General features: G+C 61.9%; 13 protein-coding genes. 4 read left to right on the forward strand and 9 right to left on the reverse strand.

Features of this window, described 5'->3' with window-relative positions; translation table 11 throughout:
- The first annotated feature begins 30 nt into the window (after positions 1-30).
- Complete coding sequence (locus SB753_RS13135; RefSeq protein WP_408200678.1) at positions 31-1,098, forward strand: PQQ-dependent sugar dehydrogenase; 1,068 nt, start codon at positions 31-33, stop codon at positions 1,096-1,098.
- 240 nt (positions 1,099-1,338) lie between these two features.
- Entirely contained in the window at positions 1,339-1,806 is a 468-nt protein-coding gene (locus tag SB753_RS13140; RefSeq protein ID WP_087752513.1) for an NINE protein, read from the forward strand.
- A gap of 21 nt (positions 1,807-1,827) precedes the next feature.
- Here the strand turns inward: SB753_RS13140 and SB753_RS13145 are convergent, their stop codons facing one another.
- Positions 1,828-2,973: a PA0069 family radical SAM protein gene (locus tag SB753_RS13145; RefSeq protein ID WP_088173457.1), complete on the reverse strand. Its 1,146-nt coding sequence runs from the start codon at positions 2,971-2,973 to the stop codon at positions 1,828-1,830.
- 85 nt (positions 2,974-3,058) lie between these two features.
- Positions 3,059-3,559, reverse strand: coding sequence for an Lrp/AsnC ligand binding domain-containing protein (locus SB753_RS13150; protein ID WP_013340120.1), 501 nt, complete (start codon positions 3,557-3,559; stop codon positions 3,059-3,061).
- A 165-nt stretch (positions 3,560-3,724) separates the two neighbouring features.
- On the opposite strand from SB753_RS13150, the gene SB753_RS13155 reads away from it, so the two are divergent.
- Positions 3,725-5,041 (forward strand): D-amino acid dehydrogenase, encoded by a 1,317-nt coding sequence (locus SB753_RS13155; RefSeq protein ID WP_088173456.1) that lies wholly within the window; start codon positions 3,725-3,727, stop codon positions 5,039-5,041.
- Positions 5,042-5,160: 119 nt separating this feature from the next.
- On the opposite strand, the gene SB753_RS13160 is transcribed toward SB753_RS13155, so the two are convergent.
- The 6 genes from SB753_RS13160 to SB753_RS13185 form a co-directional block, all read right to left on the reverse strand.
- Entirely contained in the window at positions 5,161-6,951 is a 1,791-nt protein-coding gene (locus tag SB753_RS13160) for an acyl-CoA dehydrogenase (RefSeq protein WP_410800380.1), read from the reverse strand.
- Positions 6,952-7,059: 108 nt separating this feature from the next.
- On the reverse strand, positions 7,060-7,995 hold the full coding sequence (locus SB753_RS13165; RefSeq protein ID WP_410800523.1) for an electron transfer flavoprotein subunit alpha/FixB family protein: 936 nt from the start codon (positions 7,993-7,995) through the stop codon (positions 7,060-7,062).
- Between the two features lie 31 nt (positions 7,996-8,026).
- Complete coding sequence (locus tag SB753_RS13170; protein WP_410800381.1) at positions 8,027-8,776, reverse strand: electron transfer flavoprotein subunit beta/FixA family protein; 750 nt, start codon at positions 8,774-8,776, stop codon at positions 8,027-8,029.
- Between the two features lie 237 nt (positions 8,777-9,013).
- Positions 9,014-9,811: a MetQ/NlpA family ABC transporter substrate-binding protein gene (locus SB753_RS13175; RefSeq protein WP_204522277.1), complete on the reverse strand. Its 798-nt coding sequence runs from the start codon at positions 9,809-9,811 to the stop codon at positions 9,014-9,016.
- Between the two features lie 14 nt (positions 9,812-9,825).
- The gene (locus SB753_RS13180; RefSeq protein WP_020068958.1) at positions 9,826-10,479 is read right to left on the reverse strand and encodes a methionine ABC transporter permease; all 654 of its coding nucleotides are present in this window, start codon (positions 10,477-10,479) and stop codon (positions 9,826-9,828) included.
- Positions 10,469-11,503 carry a methionine ABC transporter ATP-binding protein gene (locus SB753_RS13185; protein ID WP_410800382.1) on the reverse strand — a complete coding sequence of 345 codons (1,035 nt, stop codon included), beginning with the start codon at positions 11,501-11,503 and terminating at the stop codon, positions 10,469-10,471. The genes SB753_RS13180 and SB753_RS13185 overlap by 11 nt, the downstream gene beginning before the upstream one ends.
- A 241-nt stretch (positions 11,504-11,744) precedes the next feature.
- On the opposite strand from SB753_RS13185, the gene SB753_RS13190 reads away from it, so the two are divergent.
- Complete coding sequence (locus SB753_RS13190) at positions 11,745-12,668, forward strand: alpha/beta hydrolase (protein ID WP_410800383.1); 924 nt, start codon at positions 11,745-11,747, stop codon at positions 12,666-12,668.
- Here SB753_RS13190 and SB753_RS13195 read toward each other — a convergent pair.
- Positions 12,665-13,465: an enoyl-CoA hydratase gene (locus SB753_RS13195; RefSeq protein ID WP_410800384.1), complete on the reverse strand. Its 801-nt coding sequence runs from the start codon at positions 13,463-13,465 to the stop codon at positions 12,665-12,667. The two genes, SB753_RS13190 and SB753_RS13195, sit on opposite strands and share 4 nt — an antisense overlap.
- Between the last annotated feature and the right edge of the window lie 22 nt (positions 13,466-13,487).

A 13,487-nucleotide genomic window follows, 5' to 3' on the forward strand; every position in this document is an offset into this window, starting at 1 on the left:
CGCCGTTTTCGCACGGTCGCGGCGGCACTCCTGGCCTCCTTTGCGTGCAATGTGTTTGCCGCGCTACCTATTGAACGCATCAAGCTGCCGGCCGGTTTTCGCATTGAGGTCTTGTCGGACGCTGTACCGAGTGCTCGCGCCATGACGTTGTCGCCGAAAGGCGTTCTATATATAGGCAGCCTCGACGGCCACGTGTACGCGCTCCAGCTGCAGGACGGACGCGCAACCGCGCGCCATGTGGTGGCCTCGGGGCTGGAGACTCCGGTCGGCGTGGCCTGGCACAACGGCGCGCTGTACGTCTCCGCGGTGTCGAAGATTTTACGCTTCGACTCGATTGATACGCGCCTTAATGCGCCGCCCAAACCAGTCGTAGTGACGGACAAACTGCCGACAGAGACTCATCATGGCGCGAAATTCATCGCTTTCGGGCCGGACGGCAAGCTTTACGTGCCGCAAGGCGCGCCCTGTAACGTCTGCGAGAAAGACCGCGACCGCTACGCGATGATCGGCCGCATGGACGCGGACGGCAATCATTACGAAGTCGTGGCGCGCGGTGTACGCAACACGGTCGGGTTTGCCTGGCATCCGGTGACGCACGAACTATGGTTCACCGATAACGGTCGCGACCTGCTGGGCGACGACGCACCCGACGACGAACTCAACCGCGCCCCGCGCGCCGGCATGGACTTCGGCTTTCCGTACTGCCACGCCGGCGTCATTCCCGACCCGGAATTTGGCGAGGGCCACCCATGCAGCGCGTATACGCCGCCCGTCGCCAAGCTAGGTGCGCACGTGGCCGCGCTCGGCATGCGCTTCTATAGCGGCTCCATGTTCCCGCCCGACTACCGCGCAAACATTTTCATTGCCGAGCACGGTTCCTGGAACCGAAGCAAGAAGTCCGGTTACCGCGTGATGCGCGTCGTCACGGAGCCGGACGGCAGTCATGCGCGTCAGGAAGTGTTCGCCGAAGGATGGCTCCAGCCGGGAGAAACCGTCTGGGGCCGCCCGGCCGATGTCCTGCCGCTGCCCGACGGGTCCCTGCTTATCAGCGACGACTACGCCGGCGCTATCTATCGCGTCACTTACTCTGCGCCTTGAACGCCCGTCCGGCCGCTCCACATTTCAGTGGGCCAGCAGTCAATCTGGTCTCGCGGTGCGCGACACAGGAACCAGCAAGCCAGACGGCAACATGCCCGCGTCCCCTGAGGCCGTACGCCGCGTGACCGGCCGCACGCGAGCGGCGTAGAATGCGCGACGGTCCGCGGCAACGGTGTGCCCGCTCCGTGACTACCCCTTCGGCCCGCGTTACTGACCGCCCGTTACTCTGCTCTCGCCTACATGTCCAAGCCAGTTTCGACCTCGACTTACTTTCGATCCAAAACTATTACCGCCGCACTGGCATTTTTCCTGGGCACCCTCGGCGCACATCGCTTTTACCTGTACGGACCGCGCGACCTTTTCGGCTGGGCTCACCTGATCGGCACGCTGATCGGCATTCCAGGCGCGATGTTGCTCGTGGCGAGCGAACGCACCTCAATGCTGGGCTGGGTCCTGGCGTTTCCTGGCGCCGTCTCTCTCTTAGCTGCATTCCTCGCCGCGATCGTCTACGGTCTGCGCCCTGACGAAAAATGGGACAGGCAGTTCAACGCGCACACGCAGCGCACCAGCCGATCGGGCTGGACCGTAATCTTCGTGGTGATCTTTTCGCTGCTAATTGGGGCCTTCCTGTTGATGACCGGCCTCGCCATTTCCTTCCAGACCTACTTCGAAGGGCAAGTTCAGGCCGCCAAAGCACTTTCGCAATAGTCCGGCGCGCCGCGCAATGCGCTAGAACAGATCGAGTTGCGGATTGTCCGGAATTGCCGCCGGCACGCGCTGCGCCTCGTTTCGCCGGAAGTGGGACATATCCAGAATGCCCCGGTCGCGCTGGTTCAGGCCTAAACGACGCACTGCTTTGTGGAAACGCTGCTTAAGCAGATCGGCCCACAAACCTTCGCCCTTCATGCGGGCAGAAAAAGACGAGTCGTAGTCTTTACCACCGCGCATATCGCGCACGCGCGCCATGACCCGTTCAGCGCGATCGGGAAAATGCGCGGCAAGCCAGTCTTTGAAAAGCGGTGCGACCTCCCACGGTAAGCGGAGCACGATATAACTCGCATTGCTGGCGCCGGCTTCCGCGCACGCCTCGAGCACGCGCTCCATGTCGGGCTCAGTGACAAACGGAATGACGGGCGCAATGCTCACGCCGACCGGAATGCCCGCCTCGCTCAACGTGCGGATGGTTCGAAGCCGACGCGAGGGCGTAGCCGCGCGCGGTTCCAGCGTACGAGCGATATCCGCGTCTAGCGTAGTGATCGTAATGGCTGCCATAAACTGACCCCGAGCCGCCATAGGCGCAAGCAGATCCAGATCACGCTCGATCAGCGACGACTTCGTGATCGCTGCAAATGGATGATTCCGCTCGCTGAGCACCTCGACCACGCGGCGCGTGAGCCGCCAATCGCGCTCCGCGGGCTGCCAGGCGTCGGTATTCACGCCCAGCGCGATGGGCTCGGGCTCATACGATTTCTTCGAAAGTTCGCGCTCCAGCAATTCAGGCGCATTGACCTTCGCATAGATCCGGCTTTCGAAGTCGAGTCCCGGCGAAAGCCCGAGATAGCTGTGCGTGGGCCGCGCGAAACAATAGATACAGCCGTGTTCGCAACCACGGTACGGATTGAGCGACACGCTGAACGGAATATCCGGCGAGCTATTGCGCGTGAGGATGCTCTTCGCCCTTTCCTCGAAAACCTGCGTACGCAGAACCTTCGGTGCTTCCTCTTCGTCCGGGACCGCGAGCCAGCCGTCGTCTACGGCTTCGCGGTGGTCGACTTCGTAGCGTCCCTGCAAGTTCGTTACCGCACCGCGCCCCTTGCGAGGCGCTGGCGGTGCGATTGGAAACTCGCGGACGGAAGAGACGTGGGATTTGGTCACGGCTAGCAGGAGACTAATGAGAAACGGCGCAAAACACCTGTATAAATATACAGTGTTTACGCCGTTTGTCGAGCCCTGCGGAAAACTAGCGCGTGGCTTCGTCGCCGACGGGAATGGTCAGCGTTTCCTTGATTTCTTCCATAACCACGTAGCTTTTCGACTGCACCGCGCCGGGGAGCTGCAGCAGGATGTCGCCCAGCAGCTTGCGGTAGTCGGCCATTTCGCCGATCCGCGCCTTGATCAGATAGTCGAAGTCACCTGACACGAGGTGGCATTCGAGCACTTCGGGGATTTTCTGAACTTCGCGCCGAAACTGGTCGAACATGTTGCCGCTTTTGTGATCCAGCGTGATTTCTACAAATACGAGCAGCGCCGCGCCCAGTTCCGCCGGATTCACGCGCGCGTAGTAGCCGGTAATGACGCCGTCGCGCTCCATGCGCTTCACGCGCTCGATACACGGCGTGACCGACAGTCCGACCTGCTCCGCGAGGTCTTTCATGGCCATGCGACCGTCCTGTTGCAGCAGACGGAGAATCTTGTGATCGAGCTTGTCGAGAGCTCGGACCGGCTGGCGCTGCGTACGCATAGTGTTTCTTCTGAAAATCGCAAAAATACAATAACAAAACCTGCAGGCTCGACCATAGTATAGCGGTTAACACTGGGCGAACCGCGTTACACCTCGTTAATCGCACGAATCCACGAACTAACGAGCGCACCGCCCCCGAATTTTTGCGAATTTTCCGGAGCAGCTATGCGAGTCGTCGTTTTGGGCAGTGGCGTCGTCGGCGTGACAAGCGCGTATTACCTGGCACGGGCGGGTCATGAAGTGACCGTTATCGATCGGGAAGCCGGCCCGGCGCTCGAAACCAGTTTCGCCAACGCCGGGCAGATCTCGCCCGGTTATGCGTCGCCGTGGGCTGCACCAGGCGTGCCGCTGAAAGCCGTCAAGTGGATGTTCCAGAAACATGCACCGCTCGCAATCCGCCTCGACGGCACGCAGTTCCAGCTGCAATGGATGTGGCAAATGCTGCAGAACTGCACCGAGTCGCGCTATGCGGTCAACAAAGGCCGCATGGTCCGTCTTGCCGAATACAGCCGCGATTGCCTGCAGGCGCTGCGCGCCGAGACCGGCATCCAGTACGAAGGCCGCACTGGCGGCACGCTGCAGGTGTTCCGCACGCAGCAGCAATTCGACGGCGCGGCGAAAGACATCGCGGTGCTGCGCGAAGCCAACGTGCCGTACGAACTGCTCTCGGCCGCCGAACTGGCGCAGGCGGAACCGGCGCTTGCCGCCGTCTCCCACAAGTTGACCGGCGGTCTGCGCCTGCCGGGCGACGAAACCGGCGACTGTCAGATGTTCACCACGCGCCTTGCCGCGCTGGCCGAGCAACTGGGTGTCAAATTCCGCTACAACACGCCGATCGACGCACTCGCCATGGCCGGAGACCGCATTGCCGGCGTGCAATGCGGCAACGAACTGGTGCGCGCCGATTCGTTCGTGGTCGCGCTGGGTTCGTACTCGACGAAATTCCTGTCCGGTCTCGTGAAGATTCCGGTGTATCCGCTCAAGGGCTACTCGATCACGGCGCCCATCGTCAATGAAGCGGCTGCGCCCATTTCCACGGTGCTGGACGAAACCTACAAGATCGCGATCACCCGTTTCGACAACCGGATTCGCGTGGGCGGCATGGCTGAGATCGTCGGCTTCGACAAGTCGTTGCGCCAGGCACGCCGTGAAACGCTGGAACTTTGCGTGAACGACCTGTTCCCGGGTGGCGGCGATACGTCGAAGGCGAGCTTCTGGACCGGGCTGCGACCCATGACGCCGGACGGTACACCGATCGTCGGCCGCACGCCGGTGGCGAATCTGTTCCTGAACACCGGCCACGGCACGCTCGGCTGGACCATGTCGTGTGGTTCCGGCCAATTGCTCGCCGACGTCATCTCGGGCAAGCAGCCTGCCATCAAGGCAGACGATCTGTCGGTACATCGCTATCTCGGCGACACCGGCAGCGCGCATCGTCCGGCTTATGCGCGAAGCGTGACTTCGAGAACTCGCGAGATTTGACGCATACCGCGTCGTCAGCCGGTTCGTGACTGCACGAAGCGACTCGTAAAAAAGAGAAACGGCGCCTTGCTACAAGGCGCCGTTTGCATTTACAGGGCAATGTCTAGCGACAGACCGTGTCAGAACTGGTCCGCCGACAACGCGAGCACGCCCTCGCTGCCCTTCGCGCTGACAATCGACGCTTCGAGTGCGGACGCAAGCGGCAACACATGCTCCGCATAGAATTGCGCGGTCGCGATTTTCGCGCTGTAGAACGCCGGGTCTTCGTCGCGCTTCTGAGCGGCGACGAGGAGTGCACGCGCCATCTGCCAGCCGCCGAGCACAATCCCGGCGAGCTTCAGATAAGGCACGCTGCCGGCAAACACGGCGTTCGGATCCTCTTTCGTGTTCGCGACGACGAAATCGATTGCGGCGCTCAACGAGCGCTGCCCTTGCTCGAGATACTTTTTCATCGACTCGAACGCAGGCCCTTGCTGCGCGCCGAGCGATTCGACGGTCTCAGCGACGCCCGCGAGCAGCGCCTTCGCAACCTTGCCGCCATCACGCACCGTCTTGCGGCCGATCAGATCGTTTGCCTGAATCGCAGTCGTTCCCTCGTAAATCGGCAGGATGCGGGCATCGCGGTAATACTGCGCGGCGCCCGTCTCCTCGATGAAACCCATGCCGCCGTGCACCTGCACGCCGAGGCTCGTCACGTCGATCGACAGCTCGGTACTCCAGCCCTTCACGATCGGCACGAGAAATTCGTAGATCGCCTGGTGGCTTGCACGCGTCGCTTCGTCCGGATGACGATGCGCGATATCGCAATGCCCTGCCGCGACGTAAGCGAGCGCACGCGACGCTTCCGTGAGCGCACGCATTGTCGACAGCATGCGACGCACGTCCGGATGCTGAATGATCGCGACCGGCTGTTTTGCAGAGCCGTCGACGGGACGGCTCTGTACGCGGTCCTTCGCATACGCGACCGCCTTCTGATACGCGCGATCCGACACGCCGACGCCCTGCATGCCCACGGCAAAACGAGCCGCGTTCATCATGATGAACATGTACTCGAGTCCGCGATTTTCCTCGCCGATCAAGTGCCCGATCGCGCCGCCGTGATCGCCGAATTGCAGTACCGCTGTCGGGCTCGCCTTGATGCCGAGCTTGTGTTCGATCGACACGCAGTGCACGTCGTTACGCTCGCCGAGCGAACCGTCTTCATTGACCAGAAACTTTGGAACGATGAAGAGCGATATGCCCTTCACGCCTTCAGGCGCATTCGGCGTGCGCGCCAGCACGAGATGCGCGATGTTCTTCGCCATGTCGTGCTCGCCCCACGTGATGAAAATCTTCGTGCCGAAGAGCTTGAACGAATCGTCGCCTTGCGGCTCTGCGCGCGTGCGCACGAGCGCGAGGTCGGAGCCGGCTTGCGGCTCGGTGAGGTTCATCGTGCCGGTCCATTCTCCGGAAACCAGCTTGGGCACATAGGTCTGTTTCTGCGCGTCGGTGCCGGCGGTCAGCAGCGCTTCGATCGCGCCGTCGGTCAGCAACGGACACAACGCGAACGACAGATTCGACGCGTTCAGCATTTCGATGCACGCGGTCGCGATCAGCTTGGGCAAGCCCTGACCATCATAGTCGACGGGATGCTGCACGCCCTGCCAGCCGCCTTCGCCAAACTGGCGGAACGCTTCCTTGAAGCCCGGCGTCGCGGTAACTACGCCGTCTTTCCAGCTACTCGGGTTGCGATCGCCTTCCACATTCAGCGGAGCGAGCACTTCGCCGCATAGTTTCGCCGACTCTTCCAGCACGGCCTGGGCGGTGTCCAGATTCGCGTCCTCGAAGCCTGGCAGCGTCGCGATCTGCTCGATATCCGCCAGTTCTTTCATCACGAACAGCATGTCCTTGATAGGCGCCGTATAGCTCATTGTGTTCTCCTCCTGCCTTGATGGAAAAAGGGCGCCGGACTTGTTGGTCCCGCGCCCTTTATATGTCGCCTAACGCCTTTGAATGGCTTTTATACGGCGCCCGGACGCTTAGCCGAGTTCGCTGACGAGTTCCGGCACCAGCGTAAACAGATCGCCAACAAGGCCATAGTCGGCAACGCTGAAAATCGGCGCTTCCGGGTCCTTGTTGATGGCGACGATCACCTTGCTGTCCTTCATCCCTGCCAGATGCTGGATCGCGCCCGAGATGCCGACCGCTACATAAAGTTGCGGCGCGACGATCTTGCCGGTCTGGCCGACCTGATAGTCGTTCGGCACAAAACCCGCGTCCACTGCTGCACGCGATGCACCCAGCGCCGCATTCAGCTTGTCGGCCAGCGGCTCGAGAACCCTGGTGTAGTTCTCGCCGTTGCCCAGGCCGCGCCCGCCCGAAACGATGATCTTCGCCGACGTCAGTTCCGGACGATCCAGCTTCGTCACTTCACGGCTGACGAACTGCGAGATGCCCGCGTCCGCGGCTGCTTCGATCTTCTCCACCGTCCCATTGCCGCCTTCGGCTGCAACGGCGTCGAAGCCCGTCGTGCGTACGGTAATGACCTTGATCGGATCGGCCGACTGCACCGTCGCAATAGCGTTGCCCGCGTAGATCGGGCGCTCGAACGTGTCCGGGGAATCAACCGCGGTGATATCGCTGATCTGCGCGACATCGAGCTTCGCTGCAATACGCGGCGCGATGTTCTTGCCGTAGGCGGTGGCCGGCGCGAAGATGTGCGAGTAGTCCTTTGCAATGTTCAGCACCGTGGCTTCGACGTTTTCAGCGAGCCCTTCGGCCAGTTGCGGCGCGTCGGCCAGCAACACTTTGGAAACACCGGCGATCTTCGCCGCCGCATCCGCTGCAGCCTGCGCATTCTGACCTGCGACCAGCACATGAATATCGCCGCCGACTTTCTGCGCCGCTGCGATCGTATTCAGCGTAGCGCCCTTGATCGACGTGTTGTCGTGTTCTGCTATTACAAGATTCACCAGATTCGTCATTTCATTCGTCTCCGTGCGCTGCTCACAGCACCTTGGCTTCGGTCTTCAGCTTCTCGACCAGCGTCTTCACATCCGGCACCTTCACACCGGCGGAGCGCCTGGGCGGCTCGACAACCTTCAGCGTTTTCAGACGCGGCGTGACATCCACACCGAGGTCTTCCGGCCTGATCGTTTCGAGCGGCTTTTTCTTCGCCTTCATGATGTTCGGCAGCGTCACATAGCGCGGCTCGTTCAGGCGCAGGTCGGTGGTGACCACTGCGGGCAGCGTGAGCGACAGCGTCTCGGCACCGCCGTCCACTTCGCGCGACACGGTAGCCTTGCCGTCAGCCACGATCACTTTCGACGCGAACGTTGCCTGCGGCAGGTTAGCCAGCGCGGCAAGCATCTGACCGGTCTGATTCGAATCGTCGTCGATAGCCTGCTTGCCGAGAATCACCAGTTGCGGCTGCTCCTTGTCGACGAGCGCCTTCAGCAGCTTGGCGACAGCGAGCGGCTGCAATTCTTCCGACGACTCGATCAGGATCGCGCGGTCGGCGCCGATGGCGAGCGCCGTGCGCAGCGTTTCCTGCGATTGCGCGACACCGGCTGATACCGCGATCACCTCAGTCGCCACACCGGCTTCTTTCAGACGCACGGCCTCTTCAACCGCGATTTCGTCGAACGGATTCATCGACATCTTCACGTTCGCAATGTCGACGCCCGTGCCGTCCGACTTCACTCGGACCTTCACGTTGTAATCGACCACTCTCTTGACTGGCACCAGGATTTTCATGCACACGCTCCAAAGTTACGAATACGTCAACCCAGCGAACATTATAGCGACTGCCTCACTGCAGCCTTATCGCGGGTGTTCTAGCACGAGGATATCGCTCCCCAGTGGCGTGACGGCAATATCGAACGGTCGTTCTATTTTAATCGCAAAAAAACCCGGGCAGCAACCCCGGGTTCTTACTTACGACTCTAATTCTCATATCGCCGACGTGTTTTGCTGGATCTGAAGCCGCTCTGCTCACCAAGCGGTGATGACAGCGCCGCCGAACTTGCCCTCGACGAACTGCTTCACTTCCGGCGAATGGTAAGCCGCCACCAGCTTGGCGACCCACGGCTTATTCCTGTCCGCCTCGCGGATTGCGATGATGTTCACGTACGGACCCTTCGGGTCTTCGATCGCGATCGCATCCTGCTTCGGCTTCAGCCCTGCTTCCATCGCGAAGTTAGTGTTGATTGCCGCCGCATCGACGTCGTTGAGCGAGCGCGGAATCTGCGCGGCGTCGAGTTCGACGATTTTAAGCTTCCGGGGATTGTCGACGATGTCGAGCGGCGTAGCCTTCAGACCCGCGTCGGCACGCAACTTCAGGAGCCCCTGCTTTTGCAGCAGCAAAAGCGCGCGGCCGCCGTTGGTCGGGTCGTTCGGCACCGCGATCTTCGCGCCGGGCTGCAGCTCGGCCAGCGTCTTCACTTTCTTCGAATAGATGCCCATCGGATACGTGACCGTGTCGGCGACACGAATCAGCTTGTAGCCGCGGTCCTTCACCTGCGCCTGCAAGTACGGGTCGTGCTGATAGCTGTTTGCGTCGAGGTCGCCACCGGCGAGCGCCGCGTTCGGCTGCACGTAGTCGGAGAATTCGACGATCTTGATGTTCAGACCGTTCTTTGCCGCGACAGTCTTCACGACTTCCATGATCTGCGCGTGCGGACCGCCGGTGACGCCGACCTTGATCGCGTCTTCAGCGTGAGCCGCGTTGGCGGCGAACATCGATACGGCGCCGAGCGCCGCGGCGAGCTTGAAAATGAAACGACGTTGCATGATGGACCTTTTGATTATTTATGGCTCAGACGACGCACGAGCCAATCCCCGAACGACTGCACCAATTGCACGAAGACGATCAGAATCACGACGACCGTCAACATGACTTCCGGCAGAAACCGCTGATACCCGTACCGAATGCCGAGGTCGCCGAGACCGCCGCCGCCGATCGCGCCCGCCATCGCCGAATACCCGACCAGCGAGACGAACGTGATCGTCAACCCGGCGACGACGCCCGGCAGCGATTCCGGCAACAACACCTTGAATACGATCTGGCTGGTGGTCGCGCCCATTGCTTGCGCCGCCTCGATCAGGCCGCGATCGACTTCGCGCAGCGCGGTCTCGACGAGTCGCGCAATGAACGGCGCCGCGGCAATGGTCAGCGGCACAACGGCCGCAGCCGTGCCGATCGACGAGCCGACCACGAGGCGGGTGAACGGAATCACCGCCACGAGCAGGATGATGAACGGCGTAGAGCGAACGGCATTGACGACCACGCCCATCGCACGATTGACTGCGACGTTCTGCAATACGCCTTGACGGTCCGTCAGATATAGCAGCACGCCGAGCGGCAAACCCACCAGCGCGCCGACCAGTCCGGAAATGCCCACCATGACGAGCGTTTCCCAGAACGACTGGACGAACATATCGAACATTTCACTCAACATACGAGAGTTCCTCCACCACCACACCTTGTTCGCGCAGATAAGCAAGCGCTTGCGCCACCTTGGTCGGCTCGCCGCCCGCGAGCACCGCGAGCGAGCCGAACGCCTGGCCCTGGATCTCGTCGATCTGTCCGTGCAGGATGTTGAAGTCGAGTTCGTAGCGGCGAATCGTCTCCGAGAGAATCGGCTGATCGACGCCCGAACCCGTAAACGCGAGGCGCAGCAGGTGACCGCTGCCGGTCTTCAGACGCTCGGCCACACGCGCCTTCATTGCAGGCGGGAGCTCTTGCGCGATCACGTCGCCGATCAGCGCGCGCGTGACTTCGTGATGCGGCTGGAGGAACACGTCGATCACCTTGCCCTGTTCGACCACGCGGCCCGCGTCGAGCACGGCGACGCGATCGCAAACCTGCTTGATCACGTCCATCTGATGCGTGATCAACACGATGGTCAGATTCAGTTCGCGATTGATCCGCTTGAGCAGTTCGAGGATCGCGCGCGTGGTTTCGGGATCGAGCGCGGACGTCGCTTCGTCCGAGAGCAGCACCTTCGGCTTGCTAGCGAGCGCTCGCGCGATGCCCACGCGCTGTTTTTGCCCGCCGCTGATCTGCGCCGGGTAACGGTCCTTCTGCGCGGACAAGCCCACGAGTTCAAGCAGCGGCAGCACGTGCGCCTCGATCTCGTCGCGCTTCATGCCGGCGAGTTCGAGCGGAAGCGCGACGTTCTCGTACACCGTGCGCGACGACAGCAGGTTGAAGTGCTGGAAGATCATGCCGATTTCGCGGCGCGCCTCGCGCAATTGCGCAGCGGGCAGCGTGGTGAGATCCCGGCCGTCGACGACGATGTTGCCTTCCGTCGGACGCGTCAGCAGGTTGATGGTCCGCACAAGCGTGCTCTTGCCCGCGCCGCTGCGACCGATGATGCCGAACACTTCGCCCGCCGGAATCGACAGATTGACGTTGTGCAGTGCCTCGACCCAGCCCCGGGGTCCCGCGAACCGCTGGGAGATATTGCGTATTTCGATCATGGAAAAACGAAACGGCGGGTTTGTCGACGAGCGCCGTGCGCTCTGCGACCAAGCATCCGCCGTCACTTTTATTGGGATTTGAGCCCGCGATTCTACCGTAGGCGGCGTCATTCCCTTTAATAATCAATTACGATTCTTTCATAACTAATCGACATTAGAGGAAGGTGCAAGGCGCGATTTTGCCGGGCGACCTAGCGGCGGTCTATGATCTGCCGGGACCAGAACCAACGGACGTGCCGTCATGCAGACTTCCCAAAACAGCAGCGTTTTCGCCGCCCCGAGCGGCGCAGAGAGCACCGAGCCTTTTCGCTCGTCAGTCTTTGCAGCCGACAACGTCGAATTGCCGCTGTACCGCTGGCCTGTCATAGGAACGCCGCGCGCGACGGTCGCACTCATTCACGGACTGGCTGAACACGCGGGCCGCTATCGGGCGCTGGCCACGAGGCTCAACGCGGCCGGCGTCGAACTGCTGGCCATCGACTTGCGCGGCCATGGCCGGGCACCCGGCAAGCGTGCATACGTCGACCGATTCGACGATTACCTGCTGGACGCACAGGCTTTACTCGATGCCGCATTCCAGGCACGTCCGCATGCACCGCTTTTTCTGATGGGCCATAGCATGGGAGGCGCCGTAGCCGCGCTTTACGCGACCGAGCGCCTCGGCACCGCTCGCGACGACCTCGGCACACGTTTGAGCGGTCTGATCCTGTCGAGCCCCGCGCTGGCGCCAGGCCGCGACGTGCCTCGCTGGATGCTCAAGCTGAGTCAGGTGATCAGCCGCGTCTGGCCAAACTTCCCGGCTATGAAAATCGACGCCGCCCTGCTCTCGCGCGTGCCTGCCGTGGTGGACGCGAACCGCAACGACCCGCTCGTGCATCACGGTCCGATCCCCGCGCGCACCGGCGCGGAATTGCTGCTGGCGATGGCGCGCATCGAAGCGGGCCGCGCGGCGCTGCGCTTGCCGCTACTCGTCTATCACGGCACCGCCGACAAGCTCACCGAGCCTGAAGGAAGCCGCGACTTTAGCGAGCACGCCGGATCGCCGGACAAGACGCTACGGCTGTATGAAGGCAGCTTTCACGAGACGATGAACGATCTGGACGGCGAGCGCGTGATGAGCGAACTGATCGAGTGGATCGATCAGAGACTGGGGCGCACGCGCTAACGCTTCCAGTCAGGCGGGCGTTTGTCGATGAATGCCTGAACGCCTTCGAGCGCCGAGTCGTCCATCATGTTGCAGGCCATGGTCTGGCCCGCAAGCTGATACGCGGCTTCGATGCCCATTTCAAGCTGCCGGTAGAACAGCCCCTTGCCGGCAGTCACGGCTTCCACGGGCTTTGCGCAAATGCTGGTGGCAAGCCTTGCCACCTCCGCATCCAGGGAGTCCGCAGGGACCACGCGATTGACGAGGCCTTGCCGCTTCGCCTCTGCGGCATCGATGAAATCGCCGGTCAACAGCATTTCGAGCGCGGCCTTGCGCGAGAGGTTGCGCGACAGCGGCACCGACGGCGTCGCGCAAAACAGCCCGAGGTTCACGCCCGAGACGGCAAACCGCGCGGTGTCCGAAGCCACGGCCAGATCGCACATCGCGACGAGCTGGCAGCCGGCCGCCGTCGCAATCCCTTGAACACGCGCGATCACCGGCTGAGGCAAGCGCTGAATCGTCATCATGAGTTTCGTGCAGCGCGCGAACAGCGTCTGGTAATACTCGAGCGACGGCGCCGAACGCATCTCTTTCAGATCGTGTCCCGCACAGAATGCGCGCCCCGCGCCGGCGATCACCACCACGCGCGCTTGCGACGCAGCGAGTCCGTTCAACGCTTCCTGCAACGCGTCGAGCATCGGCTCCGAGAGTGCGTTGAACGCATCGGGCCGGTTCATCGTCAGAAGGACGACGCCCGGCACGCCGTACGCGTCGGCCTCCGTCTCGATCAGCGAAGCGCTCAGTGCATCGGCATTCATGGCTCGCTCCCATTTCAATGTC

This window comes from Paraburkholderia sp. SIMBA_053, assembly GCF_046534895.1.
Classification (GTDB): Bacteria; Pseudomonadota; Gammaproteobacteria; order Burkholderiales; family Burkholderiaceae; genus Paraburkholderia; species Paraburkholderia caledonica.